Origin of the sequence: Methylobacterium sp. J-070 (assembly GCF_022829385.1) — a bacterium.
In the GTDB taxonomy this organism is placed as follows: Bacteria; Pseudomonadota; Alphaproteobacteria; order Rhizobiales; family Beijerinckiaceae; genus Methylobacterium.
On record NZ_JAKSXX010000189.1, the window covers coordinates 18,391 to 36,617 of the forward strand.

15 protein-coding genes are annotated in these 18,227 nt (G+C 71.0%); 5 read left to right on the forward strand and 10 right to left on the reverse strand.

The annotated features are described in order from the left end of the window. The first annotated feature begins 38 nt into the window (after positions 1-38). A complete protein-coding gene (locus tag MKL01_RS19940; protein WP_243906934.1) occupies positions 39-992 on the forward strand; it encodes a TIM44-like domain-containing protein in 954 nt (317 codons plus the stop codon). A gap of 103 nt (positions 993-1,095) precedes the next feature. Here the strand turns inward: MKL01_RS19940 and rsmA are convergent, their stop codons facing one another. The 5 genes from rsmA to lptF form a co-directional block, all read right to left on the reverse strand. Then, positions 1,096-1,956, reverse strand: a complete 861-nt coding sequence (rsmA, locus tag MKL01_RS19945; protein WP_243906935.1) for a 16S rRNA (adenine(1518)-N(6)/adenine(1519)-N(6))-dimethyltransferase RsmA — start codon at positions 1,954-1,956, stop codon at positions 1,096-1,098. Positions 1,957-1,963: 7 nt separating this feature from the next. Continuing rightward, positions 1,964-3,082, reverse strand: a complete 1,119-nt coding sequence (gene pdxA / locus MKL01_RS19950) for a 4-hydroxythreonine-4-phosphate dehydrogenase PdxA (protein WP_243906936.1) — start codon at positions 3,080-3,082, stop codon at positions 1,964-1,966. A gap of 63 nt (positions 3,083-3,145) precedes the next feature. Beyond that, entirely contained in the window at positions 3,146-5,725 is a 2,580-nt protein-coding gene (locus tag MKL01_RS19955) for an LPS-assembly protein LptD (protein WP_243906937.1), read from the reverse strand. A gap of 78 nt (positions 5,726-5,803) precedes the next feature. Then, positions 5,804-6,892, reverse strand: a complete 1,089-nt coding sequence (gene lptG, locus MKL01_RS19960) for an LPS export ABC transporter permease LptG (protein ID WP_243907002.1) — start codon at positions 6,890-6,892, stop codon at positions 5,804-5,806. Positions 6,893-6,899: 7 nt separating this feature from the next. Beyond that, complete coding sequence (gene lptF / locus MKL01_RS19965) at positions 6,900-8,060, reverse strand: LPS export ABC transporter permease LptF (protein ID WP_243906938.1); 1,161 nt, start codon at positions 8,058-8,060, stop codon at positions 6,900-6,902. Between the two features lie 367 nt (positions 8,061-8,427). On the opposite strand from lptF, the gene MKL01_RS19970 reads away from it, so the two are divergent. The 4 genes from MKL01_RS19970 (at position 8,428) to msrP (ending at position 13,763) form a co-directional block, all read left to right on the forward strand. Further along, the gene (locus tag MKL01_RS19970) at positions 8,428-9,939 is read left to right on the forward strand and encodes a leucyl aminopeptidase (RefSeq protein WP_243906939.1); all 1,512 of its coding nucleotides are present in this window, start codon (positions 8,428-8,430) and stop codon (positions 9,937-9,939) included. Positions 9,940-10,101: 162 nt separating this feature from the next. Next, on the forward strand, positions 10,102-10,833 hold the full coding sequence (locus MKL01_RS19975; protein WP_243906940.1) for a hypothetical protein: 732 nt from the start codon (positions 10,102-10,104) through the stop codon (positions 10,831-10,833). 99 nt (positions 10,834-10,932) lie between these two features. Next, positions 10,933-12,687 carry an AMP-binding protein gene (locus tag MKL01_RS19980; RefSeq protein ID WP_243906941.1) on the forward strand — a complete coding sequence of 585 codons (1,755 nt, stop codon included), beginning with the start codon at positions 10,933-10,935 and terminating at the stop codon, positions 12,685-12,687. Positions 12,688-12,812: 125 nt separating this feature from the next. Continuing rightward, a complete protein-coding gene (gene msrP, locus MKL01_RS19985; RefSeq protein ID WP_243906942.1) occupies positions 12,813-13,763 on the forward strand; it encodes a protein-methionine-sulfoxide reductase catalytic subunit MsrP in 951 nt (316 codons plus the stop codon). 52 nt (positions 13,764-13,815) lie between these two features. On the opposite strand, the gene MKL01_RS19990 is transcribed toward msrP, so the two are convergent. The 5 genes from MKL01_RS19990 to greA form a co-directional block, all read right to left on the reverse strand. Next, the gene (locus MKL01_RS19990) at positions 13,816-14,706 is read right to left on the reverse strand and encodes a LysR family transcriptional regulator (RefSeq protein WP_243906943.1); all 891 of its coding nucleotides are present in this window, start codon (positions 14,704-14,706) and stop codon (positions 13,816-13,818) included. Positions 14,707-14,969: 263 nt separating this feature from the next. Continuing rightward, positions 14,970-15,950: a thioredoxin-disulfide reductase gene (gene trxB / locus MKL01_RS19995; protein ID WP_243906944.1), complete on the reverse strand. Its 981-nt coding sequence runs from the start codon at positions 15,948-15,950 to the stop codon at positions 14,970-14,972. A 14-nt stretch (positions 15,951-15,964) separates the two neighbouring features. Continuing rightward, entirely contained in the window at positions 15,965-17,014 is a 1,050-nt protein-coding gene (locus MKL01_RS20000; protein ID WP_243906945.1) for a mitochondrial fission ELM1 family protein, read from the reverse strand. 221 nt (positions 17,015-17,235) lie between these two features. After that, positions 17,236-17,736, reverse strand: a complete 501-nt coding sequence (locus MKL01_RS20005) for a hypothetical protein (RefSeq protein WP_243906946.1) — start codon at positions 17,734-17,736, stop codon at positions 17,236-17,238. Between the two features lie 4 nt (positions 17,737-17,740). Then, the gene (greA, locus tag MKL01_RS20010; RefSeq protein WP_243907003.1) at positions 17,741-18,217 is read right to left on the reverse strand and encodes a transcription elongation factor GreA; all 477 of its coding nucleotides are present in this window, start codon (positions 18,215-18,217) and stop codon (positions 17,741-17,743) included. Positions 18,218-18,227: the final 10 nt, after the last annotated feature.

Here is an 18,227-nt window from a genome sequence, read left to right on the forward strand (position 1 = left end):
CTCAGCGCCATCCAGTTCTCGTCCTCAGAGGCGTGTCGATGCTCACCCAGATTTCGCGCCGCCGGCGTGTGGCAGCCGTCCTGACGCTGGCCGCCGCGCTGGCCGTCGCGGCTCCCGTCGCCGAAGCCCGTCCGGGCGGCGGCGGATCCTTCGGATCGCGCGGCTCGCGCACCTACACGGCGCCGTCGGCGACACCGACCGCGCCGGGCGGCGGCATGAGCATGCAGCGCTCGCAGACTGCGCCGTCCCCCGGCATGGGCAGCCCCGGCATGCAGGCTCCGGCGGCGACCGGCCGCCGGTTCGGCGGCGGCTTCTTCGCTGGGCTCCTCGGTGCCGGCCTGATCGGGGCGCTCCTCGGCGGCGGCTTCTTCGGCGGCCTCGGCGGTCTCGCGTCGATGATCGGCCTGCTGTTCCAGGTCGGCCTCGTGGTGGTCGTGGTGATGTTGGCCCTGCGCTTCTTCCGCCGCCGGAACGAGCCGGCCGGGGCAGGCGCCCCCTACGCCCGCTCGTCCCTCGACGGCCGCCAGGGTCCGGGCGGCCCGATGGGCGGGGCCGGAGGCGGGATGGGCGCCGGCCGACCGCCGCAGACGCGCCCGGTGCAGATCGGCCCGGCCGACTACCAGGCCTTCGAGCGCCTGCTCGGCGACATCCAGGACGCCTATTCCCGCGAGGATCGCGTGACGCTGGGCAACCTGACGACCCCCGAGATGGTGAGCTACTTCGACGAGGAACTCCGCAACAACGCGGCCCGCGGCGTGGTCAACAAGATCTCGGACGTGAAGCTGCTGCAGGGTGACCTGGCCGAATCCTGGGGCGAGGACCGCACCGACTACGCCACCGTGGCGATGCGTTACGCCCTCAAGGACGTGATGATCGAGCGGGCGAGCGGCCGCGTCGTGCAGACCGACTCCTCCGAGGCGACGGAGCTGTGGACCTTCCTGCGCCAGCCCGGCCGCGGCTGGGTGCTCTCGGCGATCCAGCAGACCCGCTGATCGCGACCGCGTCCCGGCCGCGAGTCCGGGATCGCTGACCTCACGCCGGCGCCGTCCTCACGGCGCCGGCTTTTTTGTGCGCCTCGCGACGACGGCGGCGGCGTCACCGCGCCCGGCCGGTCCTGTCCCAGTGGTTGGCGAGGGCGACGAAGCCGGACACGGGGATCTCCTCGGCCCGGGCCGTCTCGGCGAGGCCGGCGGCGGCCAGCAGGGCGCCGACGTCCGCCGTCAGCGCCTTGAGGCTCTGGCGCAGCATCTTGCGGCGCTGGCCGAAGGCCGCGCGGGTCACCGCCTCCAGGGCGCCGGCGCGGCACGGCAGGGGCTGCGCCCGCGGCAGCAGCCGCACCACGCTCGACGTGACCTTGGGCGCCGGCACGAAGGCGGAGGGGCTCACGTCGAACAGGATGTCGGCCTGGGTCCGCCAGCCGCAGAGCACGCCGAGGCGGCCGTAATCGGCCCGGGTGTCGGGGCCGGCGACGATGCGCTCGGCGACCTCGCGCTGGAACATCAGCACGGCCTGATCCCACCAGGGCGGCCAGGCGTCGCCGTCGAGCCAGCCGGTGAGCAGCGCCGTCCCGACGTTGTAGGGGAGGTTGGCGACGATCCGCGCCGGTCCCGGGCCGATCAGCGGCCGCGGATCGAAGGCCAGCGCGTCGGCGTCGATGACCGTGAGGCGGCCGGGGTAATGCGCGGCGATCTCCGCCAGGGCCGGCAGGGCCCGCGGGTCGCGCTCGATCGCCACCACGCGGGCCGCGCCTTCGGCGAGCAGCGCGCGGGTCAGGCCGCCCGGGCCGGGACCGACCTCCACGACGGTGACGCCTTCGAGGGGCCCGGCCGCGCGGGCGATCCGGCCGGTGAGGTTGAGGTCGTACAGGAAGTTCTGGCCGAGGGCCTTCCTGGGCTCCAGCCCGTGCCGGGCGACGACCTCGCGCAGGGGGGGGAGCCCGTCGCCGGCGCTCACCATACGGTCCTCACAGCTCGTCCTCGGGGTCGAAATGCCGGGCGCCGGGCGGCCGCGGCCGCCCGGCATAGACGCTGAACGGGATGACGTCGGCGCCCGCGGGCGCGGCCGCGTTCCGGAGCGCCTCCGTGGCGGCGAGGCGGTCGGCGAGCCGCAAAGCCGCGATCAGGCTCTCCGGCCGTGCGATGCCCCGCCCGGCGATGTCGAACGCGGTGCCGTGGTCCGGCGACGTGCGCACGAACGGAAGGCCGAGGGTGACGTTGACGCCGTCGTCGAACGCGATGGTCTTGATCGGGATCAGCGCCTGATCATGCGTCGGCGCGAGGGCGACGTCGTAGGTCTCCCGGGCCCGGGCGTGAAACAGCGTGTCGGCCGGCAGCGGGCCGCGGATGTCGATCCCGGCCGCGCGCAGGCGGGCGACGGCCGGGGCGAGCACGTCCCGGTCCTCGTGGCCGATCGTCCCGGACTCGCCCGCATGCGGGTTCAGGCCGGCGAGGACGAGGCGCGGCTCCGGCAGGCCGAACCGGTCCTTCAGATCTCGGGCCACGATGGCGGCGGTCTCCTCCACCAGGTCCTGGGTCAGGAGATCGGGGACCGCCCTCAGCGGCACGTGGATCGTGATGGGCACCACCGCGAGCGTCTCGCTCCAGATCATCATCACCGGCCGGGGCGGAGTCAGGCCGGGCGGGACCGAGAGGGCGGCCAGGAACTCGGTGTGGCCCGGATGGGCGAACCCGGCCTGCGTCAGCACGACCTTGGCGATCGGGTTGGTGACCACGGCTCCGGCACGTCCGGCCTTCACGAAGCCGACGGCCGCGGTGATCGACTCGATGATCGCGCCGGCGTTCGCGATGTCCGGTACCCCGGGCACGGCGGCGACAGTGACGCCGCTCGGCAGGGGCACCACTGGCAGGGCGCGGGGGAAGACCTCGGCGGCGGTTTCGGGATCGACCTCGGCCACCGGGACGGGGCGGTCCAGACGGTTGGCCAGGCGCTCGATGAAGGCCGGATCGCCCACGAGGAAGAAGGGCGGCAGCGGCTCCGGGCCGCCGCGCCCGAGCCAGGCACTGAGCGCGAGCTCCGGGCCGATCCCGGCAGGGTCTCCAAGGGTGAGGGCTAGGGGCGGCATGGGGGGTCTATAGCGCCGCCGCGGCGTCGGCGCATCCGCGGCGATCTCGCCTCCGGCGGCCGCTCACCGCACCGACGCGATGCCGTCCGCCGTGGTGGCCGTGCCGACGTTCTGGCGCAGGTCCGCTTCGCCGAGCGTCTTCAGCTCGACCCGCAGGAGCACCGTCTGATTGCGCTCGCGCACGCCGGTGGCGGTGGCGATCGGGGAGTTGATGTAGTTCAGCGAGACGGTGGTGCACTCATCCTGATAGCCGCCGCCGAAGCTCGCCCCGGACAGGTAGAACCGGCCCGGGTTCTGATAGACCGGCACGGTCCCGATCGGGTTGGCCAGATAGGAGGTCAGGGCGTCCTGGTAGGTGTTGCGCACGTCGAGATAGTGCGTGAGGTCGACCAGCAGCGAGCCGGAGAGGAACCAGTTGGGCGTGATGTTGTAGGTCGCCGACGCGGTGACGCCCTCGCGGTAGTGGCTGTAGCCCAGCAGCGGCTGCGCCTCGTAGTACGAGTAGAACGCCGACAGGGTCAGGGGCGCGAAGGGCGCGAACCGGGCCGTGGCGCCGGTCTCGAACCGCGCCACGTGGAAGTCGGCCTGATTGAACCGGGCCCGGGTGATGAACGTGATGTTCTGGTTCGGAGAAACCTGGAACCGGCCGACGAAGTCCGACCGCTGGGTCTCCAGGCCGGAATCGAGGCCGACATCGGCGATGTCACCGCGGCGGAACGAGTTCACGCCGGCGAGCTGGATGGACTCGCCGAACAGCACGTTGGCGTACCAGCCGGAGGGCGTCACGACCGAGTACTGGCCGCCGAGGTTGGTGCGCACGCCGCCCTCGACGCGGTCGTAGCCCGAGAACTTGTCCCACTCGAACAGCGACGTGTCGTCGAAGACGAGGCTCTGCGCATCCTCGTTCGGCAGCCGGCCGATCCGGGTCTCGGACGGACGCGCGATGATCTGGCCGATCGGCTCCAGGGTGTGGACGCCCAGCGCACCGAAATTGGCGACGAACGGGTAGCGGTAGTCGAGGCCGATCGCCGGCATGACGCGGCCGGCGAAGCCGTCGTCGATCTTCGCGACCTGGGGGGCGAGGTCGTTCTGGTAGCCCGAGAAGCTCGGATTGGTGAAGAACGCGTCGGTCCGCAGATAGGCGAACGGCGTGAACTTCTGGCCCCAATCGTCGATGAAGCTGCGCCGCCAGGACAGCTCGGCCGAGGCGCGCGTGTTGGTGCCGGCGAGACCCTGGATCGCGCAGGTGCCGCGCTGGAACACCGTGCAGGTCTGGTAGAGCGGGAAACTGACGCCGTTCACGCTCGGCGAGAACAGGTAGCTCGCGGTGCGCGGCAGGCCCTGGAACTGGGTCGTCTCGCGGGTCAGGCTGGTGATGTTCGCCTGGAACCGGACCTCGCCGCCGATCTCCGCGGGGCCGTTCACGCGCTTGTCGTAGTCGATCACCGGCGCGACGATCGGCTGCTGCTTCTGCCAGTCGAAGCTCGACAGCCCCTTGAAGTAGTAGCCCCGCGCCTCGAACCAGGAGCGGTCGCCCTGGCCGATCAGGTAGGCGGTGGACGTCGCCTCGCGGAAGTAATCCGTGGTGATGCTCTGGTTGCGGATCCGGTAATTGTCGAGGAACCACTTGTCGGTGACGCCGACCAGGTCCCATCCGGTCCGCCAGCGCGGGTTGATGTAGAACCGCCCCTGCGACTCGATCGAGCCGCGGAAATCGCGCTCGCCGGCGCCGAGCGGGCTCGGCAGGAACGCCGAGGGTGTCGTCTGCGAGATGCCGGACAGGCGCAGGTTGTAGAAGCCGTTGTCGATCCGCTGGCGGAACTCGCCCTGCGCCAGGAGGCCCTGGCGGCTGAGCAGCGTCGGGGTCAGGGTCAGGTCGTAGTTCGGCGCGAGGTCGATGAAGTACGGCAGCGACACGCCCTGGCCCAGGGCGGTCGTCGTGATGAAGCGCGGCGTCAGGAAGCCGGTCTTGCGCTTCACCGTCGGATCGGGCGCCTCGAAATAGGGCAGGTAGGCCACCGGGATCCCGGCGATCTCCAGGGTCGAGTCGTCGAAATAGACCGTGTGGGTCTCGCTGTCGTGGACGATCTTGTTCGCCCGGAGCTGCCACAGCGGCGGCGTCTCGGGATTGTCCTTGCAGGGCTCGCAGGCGGTGTAGCTGCCGGACTCGAAGCTGGTCTGCTCGCCGTTCAGCCGCTCGGCCCGGGGCGCCGAGAACCGCGTCCGCACGGTCTCGAACTTGCGCTGGACCGTCTGCTGGCCGCGGAACGCGTCGACGAAGCCGGTCTTGAAGTCGTCGGTGAGCTCCATGCGCTCGCCCGTCACCACCCCGCCGTCGGCCTCGGTGAGGCGGACGTTGCCCTCGGCGAAGACGCGGCCGGAGTTGCGGTCGTAGCGCACCCTGTCGGCCTGGAGGGTCCGCGGGCCGTAATGCAGCTCGGCGTTGCCCCGGGCCGTCACGGTGCTGTGGTCGTTGTCGTAGATCAGCTCGTCGGCCTCGACGAGGAGCTTCTCGCCGGGCTTCCCGGCCTTGGCGGCGGGCAGAGTCTGGGCGTGCGCCGGCACGCCCGCCGCGAGCGGCGCGGCCAGCGCGAGCGCCGCCAGGAGGCGCGCCTTCCTCAGGATGTCGGTGACCTTACGCAACGCGCGTCCCAACCCCTGTGACGTTTGCCGCCACGAACTTCAAACACCCGTCTCCCTGCCCGCGAAGGATCGCGGCGGTCAGCCGTCTTCCTGGTACAGAAGCGTGAGCGTACCGAGAAGACTGCCTACCACGGCCGGGAACCAGGCCGCCACCGGTGCGGCGACGAGTCCGGACGCGCCGAGCCCCTCCATGACCTGCCGGATCACGTAGAGGGCGAAGCCGGCCGCGACGCCGCCGAGGACGAGCTTGCCGACACCACCAAAGCGGAAGAACCGTAAGGAAACGGTTGCGGCGACGAGGACCATGGCGACGAACAGGACCGGTCTCGCCCACAGCACATCGTACTGAAGACGGTATCGGGTCGCGTCCAAACCGGCGCGCTCGGTCCGTGCGATGGTTGTGGGAAGTTGCCAGAAAGGCACAGATTCCGGGGGCGTGAAGCGCTGCCGCACCTGACCCGGGTCGAGGTTCGAGGCGATCAGGTAGGTGTCGAACGACTCAGGCGGCGCGTCCGGCTTGAGAACGCGGACATCGGTCAGCTCCCAGTAGCCGTCGTGGAGCGTGGCGTGGGCGGCAACGATCTGCTCATCGAACCGGCCGGCGGCGTCGAAGGTGAAGACCGCGACGCCCGCCAGGGTGGTGGTGCCCTCGATGGCCGTCTCCGCGCGCAGGATCGCCTCGCCGTCGAGGCCCCGCTGCCGGATCCACAGGTCCTTGCCCGAGCCGGCCTTGGTGGCCTTGGCGAAGATCCGGGCCTCGATCTCGGTCGAGCGCTGCTTCAGCAGCGCCGAGACCGGGTTGTAGACGCCCACCGTCACGGCGCCGAGGGCCAGCGCCACGAAGAAGCCGGGCTGCAGGAACTGCCACGCCGAGATCCCGGCCGCGCGGGCGACCACCAGCTCCAGCTTGCGCGACAGCTGCAGCAGCGCCGCCATGGAGCCGAACAGGACCGCGAAGGGCAGCACGCCCTCGGCCACCGCGGGGGTGCGGTAGAGGGAGAGCTGCGCCATGAGCCCCGTGGAGGCGCCCTCGGCCTCGCCGGCACGACGCAGCAGCTCCACGAAGTCGAGGGTGTAGACCAGCGCGAAGACGGTGACGAAGACGCCGAGCACCGTGCGGGCGAAGCGGGCGGCGAAGTAGCGCCCGAGGGTCGGACCGATCAGGATCATCGGGTCAGGCCGCCGGCGCGAGGCGCGGGCCGCGGACCAGGCCGCGCAGCACGCGGGCGAGGGCGGCGTTGAACGTCCGAACCTGCGGCCCGAGGAAGATCAGCAGGCTGGACAGCGCGATGGCGAGCAGCGGCACCCCGTAGACCGCCGCCACCGCTCCGGGGCTGCGGGCGGCGGCGCTGACCGCCGCGAAGCCCCCGATGCGCAGCGCCACCACCGCCAGGATCGCCCCGGCGACCGCGAGGCCTCTTCCCTGCCGGGTGGTGCGGGCGTCGCCCAGGGCCGCGAAGGCGATGAACACCAGCGCCAGCGGGTAGAGGCAGGCGGAGAGGCGGTCGTGCAGCTCCGCCCGGAAGCGGCCCTTCTGGAGCTTGTAGTAGCCCTCGGTGAGGTCCGGGAACAGCAGCTGCGCCGTGGAGCGCTCCCGCGGCTTGTAGATCGTGTCGGCGTCCGGGGGCGCGAAGGCGGCGAGGTCGATCGTGTAGCGCTCGAAGGTCAGGATCGAGGAATCGCGCGAATCCTTCTGCTGCTGGTGGACGCTGCCGTTCTCCAGGATCAGGTAGCTCTGGCCGTCGACATCGACCGCGTTGCCGCGCTCGGCGAGGTAGACCTTGGTCTTGCCGGCCTCCCGGCGGTCCTGGATGAACAGCCCCTTGAGGGTCCCGCCCGGCCCGCGCTCGCGGAAATGGAAGGTGATGCCGTTGTCGAGCTGGGTGAATTGGCCCTCCTTGACGACGTTCGCGATGAAGTCGCCCCGCACCCGGGTAATCACGTCGCGCAGCTCCTGGAAGCTCGCGGGCATCACCACCACCACGAGGAACCCGACCAGGAAGCTCACGATCAGCGCCAGCGTCAGGAACGGGCGCAGCAGCGCGCGCGGCGGCATCCCGGCCGCCGACATGACGATCAGCTCGGAATCGCCGTTCAGCTTGTTGAGGGCGTAGAGGGTGCCGATGAACAGGGCCACGGGCGCGATCACCACCAGCAGCGTCGGCAGCGACAGGCCGGTGACGAACAGGAAGACCAGCAGCGTCTGCCCCTTGGCCGTCACGAGGTCGAGCTCGCGCAGGGCCTGCGTCAGCCAGATCGTGCCGGTGAGCCCGATCAGGCACGCGAGCGTGGCCCCCAGGGCGATCCGGAAGATGTAGCGCTCGATCTGCCTCATCGGCCCGGCAGTCCCGCTCGTTCACTCACGCAGGGTCGTAATCCGCAACAACGCGACCGCGTCACGCTCCGGCCTGACGATCCCGTCAGTCCGGTCGGCGCGGCAGGTCCTGGATTCCGGAGCCCCGGAAGGACGGCGCGGTCGCGGCACGCCAGATCCCGGCCCGGAGACGTTGCGATGCGTTGACCCGCGTTCGTGACCCTGGCTTTACGCGCCCTCGGGGCCCAGGGACCCGACAAAAGGGGCGATTCCAGGGCTGTCGCGCCGCGTTGCGTTCTCCGCCTCAGCGGCTACACAGGGCGGAGGGCCAGCACGACGACGCGCGGGCGCGGTGCACGGCTCCGGGACAACGGGCAGGGCGACGGGTATGGCGGACGGTATCGAGATCGGTTTCGGGCCCCTCGGGCAGAGCGGGCAGTGCCCCGGCGGATCCGGCGATCTCGTGGTCTTCGTCGGCGACGACCTCACCCTGGGTTCGGCCGCGCGCGATGCGCTGGGCGCCTCCGGGGCGGATCTGGTCGCCCGCGCGGCGGCCTCCGAGAAGTTCAAGGGCCGCTCGCTCACCGCCCTGAGCCTGCCGGCGCCGGGCGGCGTCGAGGCGGACCGCCTCGTGGTGGTGGGGCTCGGCTCCGACAAGGACCGCGCCAAGACGGATTGGCCGGTTCTCGGCGGCTTCACCGCCAGCAAGGTCTCCGGCCGGACGGCCCGGATCGTGCTCGACTGGCCGGGCGCGACGGTCACGGCGGCGCAGGCCGGCGAATTCGCCCTCGGGGCGCGCCTGCGCACCTACACGTTCGACCGCTACAAGACGAAGAAGAAGCCCGATGCCGAGGAGAAGGCCGGGACCGCGCTGACCCTGCTGCTGGCCGATCACGACGCCGCGTCGCGCGAGGGGGACACCGCGCGCAGCCTCTCGGACAGCGTGATCCTGGCGCGCGACCTCGTGAACGAGCCGCCGAACGTCCTCTACCCGGAGGAATTCGCCCGGCGCGCCGCCGACCTCGCCAAGCTCGGCGTCGAGATCGAGGTTCTGGAGCCCGCGCGGATGCGCGAACTCGGCATGGGCGCGCTGCTCGCCGTGGCGCAGGGCTCGGTGCGCGAACCGCGCATCGTGATCATGCGCTGGAACGGCGGCCCCGCCGGCGAGGCGCCCGTGGCGCTCATCGGCAAGGGCGTGATCTTCGATTCCGGCGGCGTCTCGATCAAGCCCGGCGGCGGCATGGAGGACATGAAGGGCGACATGGGCGGAGCGGCCGCGGTAGTCGGCGCCCTGCACGCCCTCGCCGCCCGCAAGGCCCGCTGCAACGTGGTCGGCGCCATCGGCATCGTGGAGAACATGCCGGACGGCGGCTCCTATCGCCCCTCCGACATCCTGACGTCGATGTCGGGCCAGACCATCGAGGTGATCAACACCGACGCCGAGGGCCGGCTCGTGCTGGCCGACGTGATCACCCACGTGATCCGCAGCGCCAAGCCGAAGGCGATCGTCGACCTCGCCACGCTGACGGGCGCCATCATCGTGGCGCTCGGCCAGGACATCGCCGGGATGTTCTCGAACGACGACGCGCTCGCGGGCAACATCCACGCCGCCGGCGAGGCCACGGGGGAGAAGGTCTGGCGGATGCCGCTGATCCCCGCCTACGACAAGGCGATCGACTCGAAGTTCGCCGACATGAAGAACACCGGCGGCCGTCACGGGGGCGCCGCCACCGCGGCCTCGTTCATCAAGCGCTACGTCGAGGAGGTGCCGTGGGCGCATCTCGACATCGCCGGCGTGGCGATGTCGTCGAACGCCAGCGAGATCAACCGCAGCTGGGGTGCCGGCTGGGGGGTGCGCCTGCTCGACCGGCTGATCCGCGACCATTACGAGGCCCGGTAGGATCGCGCAGGGGCCGATCGGGGAGCGGGGCTGTGCCCGGGACCACGGAACGGTGGCGCGGTCCGGCCCGCCTTCGATCGGAGACCGGGTTCGAGATCCGAGCGCGTGCCGGGGCGAGGCCGTCCCGCGCGCGACGCTCCGCCAGTCGACGTGAACCGCGGCATGCCTTCTGAACAGACGAACGCCGAGGGTCGCTTCGGCCGCATCGACGCCCCGCCGTCCGAGCGCCGGTGGACCGGCCTCGGCGCGGCGGCCCCGATCCTGGCCATGCTGGCCGCGCTTATCCTGGTCGCCGCCACAGGCTTCAGCCAGCGCTCGGCGGTGCCGGAAGCCGTCGAACCGTGGATCTTCGGATACTTCGTCCAGCGCTACCCGCTTTTCGCCTTCGCGCTCGTCTACGGCGTCGCCCATCTCGCCGGCGTGGCGGCCGGTCCCGGGCCGGCTTCGGTCCCGCGCCGGCTGCTGTTCGGATTGGCCGGCGCGGCCGCGCTCGCAGGCGCAGGATTGTACCCGACCTTCGGTGGGCTCATCCTGCGCGCCGGCTTCGCCACGGGCGGCATGGCGTTCCTGACGCATCAGCCGCTCTGGCTCGCCTACGGGCTCGGCGCCGGGGTCGCTGCATTCGTGTTCGGGACAATCCTCGGCCTGTCGGCGATCGCCGCGAATCGGCCGCTCCGGCCGCGCCTCGGCCGAATCGGCTTCGGAGCCCTGGCGTTCCTGGCCCTATGGTTCGGCGCCGGCCTGATCGGCCTCGCCGAGCCGTTCGGACTGGGACCCTGGCCGCGCCGGTCGCTCCACCCCGACGAGGCCGGCCTCGCTGCCCTCCTGCTGGTCGCCGCCGCGCTCCCCCACGCCCTGCTGGCGACAACCCGGCGGCATCCTCGGGGGGCCTGATGCCCCTGTCTTGCGGCCCGGCGTCCGTTCCCGCAGAGTCGGCGCGTACTGCGTTGAGGGACCCGGCGGACGAGAATCGGGCCCGAGGGAGGCATCGCGATGCATCAGGCGAACGTGATGGCGTACGGCGCTCAGGCGACCACGGCGCGAGGCGCCACCGGTTCATCGGCCGGGAGCGCTGCGGCCCGGCCCTGGCTGGCCTCGTACCCGCCCGGGGTGCCGGCGGAGATCGACGTCGCGGCCCTCGGGACCCTCAACGATCTGTTCGCGGCCAGCATGGCCGCCTTCGCGGACCGGCCGGCGATGCTGTGCTTCGGCTCCACGATGACCTACGCGACCCTCGGCCAGCAGGCCCGCGACCTCGCGGCCTGGCTGACCGGCCAGGGCCTCGCCAAGGGCGGCCGCGTCGCGATCATGCTGCCGAACGTGCCCGCCTACGCGGTGGCGATCTTCGGCGTGCTGCTCGCCGGCGGGACGGTGGTCAACACCAACCCGCTCTACACGCCCCGGGAGCTGACGCAGCAGATCACCGATTCCGGTGCGAAGATCCTGATCGTCCTTGAGAATTTCGGCGCGACGGTCGCCGCGGCGCTGCCCGGCATCGCCCTCGACCGCGTCGTGGTCGTCAGCCCCGGCGACGGGCTCGGCCTGAAGGGCCGCGTGATCAACCTCGCCAGCCGGCACGTGCGCAAGGCCGTTCCGGCGTTCCGACTCCCGGACGGTCTGGCGGTTCCGTTCGCCACGGCCCTGCGCCTCGGCCGCCACATGAAGCCGATGCCGGCGCGCGTGGAGCCGGAGGACATCGCCTTCCTGCAATACACCGGCGGGACCACCGGCATCGCCAAGGCGGCGATGCTGACCCACCGCAACATCATGGCGAATGTCGAGCAGTCGCAGCTGTGGTTCGACTCGAAGGATCCGAGCGTGCTCCGCTGCGCGGTGACGGCGCTCCCGCTCTACCACATCTTCGCGCTGACCGCCTGCTTCTTCCAGTTCATGCGCAGCGGCGGATCCTGCCTGCTCATTCCGAACCCGCGCGACTGCGACGGCATGGTGAAGACGCTGAGCCGCACGCGCTTCACCTGTCTGATGGGCGTCAACACGCTGTTCAACGTGCTGCTCAACCACCCCAAGATCGGCACGGTGGATTTCTCGAACCTCGATTTCGTCGTCGGGGGCGGCACCGCCGTCCAGCGCGCGGTGGCGGAGCGGTGGAAGGCACTCACCGGCAGCACGATCATCGAGGGCTACGGCCTGTCGGAGACCTCGCCGGTGGTGTGCGTCAACCCGCGGGGCATGCGGGACTTCTCCGGCACCATCGGGTTCCCGCTCCCGTCGACCGAGGTCTCGATCCGCGACCTCACCGGCGCGCCGGTGCCGATGGGGGAGGCGGGCGAGATCTGCGTGCGCGGCCCGCAGGTGATGCGCGGCTACTGGAACCGGCCCGACGAGACGGCGCGCGCCATGACGGCGGACGGCTTCTTCCGCACCGGCGACGTCGCCGTGATGCTGCCGGACGGTCAGTTCCGGATCGTCGACCGGATGAAGGACATGATCCTGGTCTCGGGCTTCAACGTGTATCCCAACGAGGTCGAGGACGTCCTGGCGGCTCATCCCGCCGTGCTCGAATGCGCCGTCGTCGGCGCGCCGAGCGAGGAGACCGGCGAGATGGTCGTGGCCCACGTGGTCCTGAAGGATCCGGCGGTCACGCCCGAGGTCCTGCGGGCGCACGCGCGGGCGCAGCTCACCGGCTACAAGGTGCCCCGCCGGGTCGTCCTGCACGACACGCTGCCGAAGACCAATGTCGGCAAGGTGCTGAGGCGGATGCTGCGCGACGACGCGCCGGAGGCCTAGGGCGCCCCCGGTCTCGACGTAACCGCCGGGCCGGATCCGCCGAAAGGGAAGGCTGCGGCGCTTGTCCCCATGTCGGCTGCGGCCGAAGTGTGGGATTGCGGCGCGGGTGGTCCGAGGAGGCGGCGATGTTGATCAAGCGCAGGCGCGGATGGGAGATCGCGGAGCATCTCGCCACGCCGGAAGCCCTGTTCCTGAACCGTCGCGCGCTGCTCGGCGGTGCGGCCGGGCTGGCGGCGGGCTCCCTTTTCGGCGGGCGCATCGCCCTGGCGGCCGGCGATCCGGCGCTCTATCCGGCGGCGCAGAACCCCGCCTACACCCTCGACCGGGCGGTGACGCCTGAGCGCTTCAGCGCCGACTACAACAACTTCTACGAGTTCGGCACGTCCAAGTCGGTGCTGCCGGCCGCCAACGCGCTCAAGACGCAACCGTGGACCTTGAAGATCGACGGACTCGTGGAGAAGCCGTTCGAGATCGGCGTCGACGACCTGATCCGGAAAGTCGGCCTGGAGGAGCGGCTCTATCGCCACCGCTGCGTCGAGGCGTGGTCCATGGCGGTGCCCTGGACCGGCTTTCCCCTGGCGAAGCTCGTGGCGCTGGCCAAGCCGGCCTCCGGCGCGAAGTACATCCGCTTCGAGACCTTCATGGACAAGGCGATGGCCCCCGGGCAGCGGACCTTCTTCTATCCCTGGCCCTACACGGAGGGGCTGACCCTCGCCGAGGCCGGCACCGACCTCGCCTTCGTGGTCACGGGCGTCTACGGCAAGCCGTTGCCCAACCAGTTCGGGGCGCCGATCCGCATCGCGGTCCCGTGGAAATACGGCTTCAAGTCGGCGAAATCGATCGTGAAGGTCTCGTTCACCGCCGACCGCCCGAAGACCTTCTGGGAGGGGCTGCAGGCGTCGGAGTACGGCTTCTGGGCCAACGTGAACCCGGCCGTCCCGCATCCGCGCTGGAGCCAGGCGACGGAGCGGGTCCTGGGGACCGACCAGCGCGTGCCGACCCTGATCTACAACGGTTACGGCGAGCAGGTCGCGGGGCTCTACAAGGGCCTGGAGGGCGAACGGCTGTTCGTGTGACGGGCGCGGCGGCGGGGCGGGGTCATTCCCCGCCCGCGCCCGTGTTGGCCACTCAGTAGGTCCAGCGCTGCGCCTTCGAGACCAGGAAGTCCCGGAAGGCCTGGACGCGGGCGACCGAGCGCATCTCCTCGGCGTAGACGAGGTAGCTCTCGAGGCTCGGCATCTCGGTCTCGCGCAGGACCTGAACGAGCTGCTGGTCGCCGTCCACCGCGTAATCCGGCAGGATCCCGATCCCGGCGCCCGCCTCCATGGCGCGCTGCAGGGCTCCGATATTGTTCACCGTCAGGTGGACATGGCGGCGCTCGCGCCCGTCGCGGCCGGCATCGGCCAGCCAGTGGGCGGCGAGCAGGTACGAGGGCTCGTTGCCGCCGAACGACACCAGGCGGTGGTCGTCGAGGTCATCGATGGACTTGGGCTCTCCGAAGCGCTTGACGTAATCCTGGCTGGCGAAGGCGTGGTAATGCACGGTGAACAGCCTGCGCTGGATCAGGTCCGGCTGGGCGGGCCGGCGCATGCGGATCGCCACGTCGGCCTCGCGCATGGCGAGATCGAGTTCCTCGTTGGTGAGGATCAGCTCGATGCGGACATCGGGATAGAGGTCGAGAAACTCACCCACGCGCTGCGACAACCAGGAGGTGCCGAGACCCACGGTCGTGGTCACCTTCAGATCGCCGGTGGGCCGCTCGGAGGTCTCCACCAGCCGTGCGCGGGTGTTCTCCAGCCGCAGCTTCATGTCCCGGGCCGCCCGGAACAGCAGGTCGCCCTGCTCGGTGAGGAGCAGACCCCGGGCATGCCGGTGGAACAGCGGCGCCTTGAGCTCGCGTTCGAGGGCGCTGATCTGGCGGCTGACCGCCGACTGACTGAGCCCGATGTCGTCGCCGGCCTTCGTGAAGCTTCCCGCCTCCGCGACGTTCAGGAAGATCCGGATCTTATCCCAATCCAAGGCCAGAACCCCTACCCACGCGAGCCCTCGGCCAGGACCCGGGTCTCACGGGTCCGTGGCGCAACGGGCGAACCGCCGGGCCGAAGGCGCGGCGCCGCGGGCGGACTGCCGCGCGCGGTACCGCGCGGGCATGCAACAGCCGCATCCCGGCGCAGTCGGAACTCCTATGCACACGGCGCATGGTCCGGCGCAAGCAGTCGCTTGGGGAAGTTGGTGGAATACCGGTGCGGCGGTACTGGTTTATGCCGGCGCCCGCCGCCCGCTCACTCCGCCGCCGCGGCCCGGACGGGATCCTCGCCGATCTCCAGGTTGGCGAGGAACTTCTCGGCCTCCAGAGCGGCCATGCATCCCATGCCGGCGGCGGTGATCGCCTGCCGGTAGACGTCATCGGTGACGTCGCCCGCCGCGAAGACGCCCGGGATCTCGGTCTCGGCGGTCCCGGGCTTCACGGTGAGGTAACCGCCGTTGCGCATCGGCAGCTGCCCCTCGAAGATCGCGGTCGCCGGCTGGTGGCCGATTGCCACGAACACGCCGTCGGCCTTCACCTCGCTGATCTCGCCCGAGCGCGGGTCCTTGAGACGGACATGCGTGACGTTCGGCGCCGGCTTCTGCACGCCGCAGATCTCGGCGATCTCCCGGTGCCAGAGCACCTCGACATTCGGATGCTTGAACAGGCGCTCCTGCAGGATCCGCTCGGCGCGGAAGCTGTCGCGGCGGTGGACCACCGTCACCTTGCTGGCGATGTTGGCGAGGTAGAGCGCCTCCTCGACCGCGGTGTTGCCGCCGCCGACCACCATCACTTCCTTGCCGCGGAAGAAGAACCCGTCGCAGGTCGCGCAGGCCGAGACGCCGCCGCCCTGGAAGGCCGCCTCGGACGGGATCCCGAGCCACTTCGCCTGGGCGCCGGTGGCGATGATCAGCGCGTCGCAGGAATAGGTCTCGCCGGAATCGGCCTCCAGCCGGAACGGCCGCTGCTTGAGATCGACCGCGGTGATGTATTCCGAGACGATGCGGGTGCCGACATGCTCGGCCTGCAGGCGCATCTGCTCCATGAGCCACGGCCCCTGGATCGCCTCGGCGAAGCCCGGGTAGTTCTCCACATCGGTGGTGATCATCAGCTGTCCGCCCGGCTGGAAGCCGGAGATCAGCAGCGGCTCCACCATGGCGCGGGCGGCGTAGATCGCCGCCGTGTAGCCGGCCGGTCCCGAGCCGACGATCACCAGCTTGGCGTGGGTGTGGGCCATCTCTCTCGGTCTCCTCAGGCCGCCTCGGCCGCGCGGCGCGCGGCGTAGGCCTCGGCCAGCGCCTGCGCGATCACCGGCGTGGCGTCGATCGGCTTGTACGTCAGGTCCACCAACTGACCGGTGAACGGCCGCAGCGCACCGGCGATCGCCAGGCCGGCGAACATGCGCCGGTGCCGGATATAGGTACGCGGCAGGTCGAACAGCAGCACCGGCGCGCCGGTCGCGACGGCCTCGCTCACCATGTTGGCCGAATCGGAGGTCACCACGATGGCCTCGGCGAGCGCCAGCATGGCGACGTAGGGGTTCTCCCCGGACCCGTCCCAGAGGAAGCCCCCGGTCTCGGCGGTGAGCGCCTTCACGGCGTCCCGGAGCGGGTTCGGCGTCCGGCGGGAGATCGTCACCATGAGCCGGCAGCCCTGATCGACCAGCGCGCGCAGATCGCCCACCAGACGGATCATGTCGGTCTTGCGGTAGCTGAGATGGCGGCTGTCACCGCCGACCAGGACGGCGATCCGTGGCCCGTCGAGGCGCGCGAGCCGCGGATCCGGCCGGGCCCGGGCCTCGGCCAGGCGCGCCGCGGTCACGAGATGGGGGGCCGTCAGGGTGGTGAAGACGTTGGGGCCGCGCAGGTCGTCGTAATCGGGCACCCAGATGAAATCGGCGCTGTCCCCGCCGGTGCGCGGGTCCTTGAGGAAGGCCGTGAAGGTGCGGCCGTCGGTGGCGCGGCGGACGGCCCGCAGGTACGGGACGGACCGGCGCCCGGAGGCGATCAGGATGTCCGGATAGGGGCCCGCCAGGGCCCCGACGCGGCGGCGCGGACCTTCCCGGGGATCGATCGGCCCCCAGGGCGCCATCCAGCCGAACGGTCCCGAGGCGGGCACCTGCCGGATCTCGAAGGCGAGACCCAGCGTCTCGGCGATGCCGACGCACTGGTTCTCGTCACCAGCCTTGCCGTCCGTGACGATCCAAGCGCGCGCGCGCGCGAGATCGGGCAGGCGCGCGCGCCGCGAATCCGGCCGGTCGAGGGCGGCGGGTCGCGCCTCCGAAACGTCGATGCTTGCCATGCTCCTCGCTCAAGAAAACTGCTTCCGCTCCGGTGCCGGATCCCCCCGGCGGAGGTCCGCGCTTCGGGATCGGCCCGTCGATCCCATCCCTTCCTCAACCTGCGGTGCCCGCGTCGGCGCGCATCACAGGATCAGACCTTGGAATGGAAGGCCCCTCGTCGGACATGTCCCGCGCCGCCGGATCGACGCGCCTTTCGAAGATCCCCATCGGCGACGCACGCCTACTCCCGCGGCAGATCCCGGGCGAGCCACTGGGCGTAGATGTCGGCGATGGCGGAGAGCCGCCGGTCCTCGGCTTGCGGATCGTACCACGCGCCGCCGTAGCTCGACGGCGTCGCGGTCATCTGCGGGTGCCGGCCGAGCACCTGCCCCTTCGGGCCGACGAGCAGCGCCTCGCCCTCCAGATAGTCGGTCTGGAAATTGCCGCCGAGGCCGCGCCGGCCGCCGCTGCCCACGTAGGGCCGCAGCGAGAGGCCGCTCACCACCACGACGAGGCGGGGTCCGCGGCCGCCGATCCGGTCGGCGAAGGTCTTCCGCAGGGCCGCGTCCAAATCCGCCGCGAGGGCCTCGGCCTGGAGGCCCGCGCCCTTGTCCAGCAACGGCCGGACATCGACGCGGACGTCGGAGAACGTCGCGGTCGCGGGAAAATCGCCCGCCGCCGCCGATCCCGCGACCGCACAGAGGAGCAGGCCGGCGAGCCGGCCCCGGAACCGCCGCGGCATGTGTTCAGCCGCCATACCGGACGGCGACGACCTCGTAGGACTTGCCGCCGCCGGGGGTGGTGACCTCGACGGTGTCGCCGACCCCCTTGCCGATCAGCGCGCGGGCGATCGGCGAGGTGATCGAGACGCGGCCCGAGCGCACGTCGGCCTCGGGCTCGCCGACGATCTGATAGGTCTTCTCCTCCTCGGTGTCCTCGTCGACGAGCTTCACCGTGGCGCCGAACTTGATCTTGTTGCCCGAGAGCTTCGAGACATCGATCACCTCGGCGCGGGAGATCATGCTCTCCAGCTCGAGGACGCGGCCCTCGTTGTGGGACTGCGCCTCCTTGGCGGCATGGTACTCCGCGTTCTCCGAGAGATCGCCCAGGGCGCGGGCTTCCGCGATCGCCTGGATGATGCGCTGGCGCTCCACCTGCTGGCGGTGCTTCAGCTCCTCTTCGAGGGCTGCGAGCCCGTGCACCGTGATCGGAACCTTGTCTATCGCCATCGTC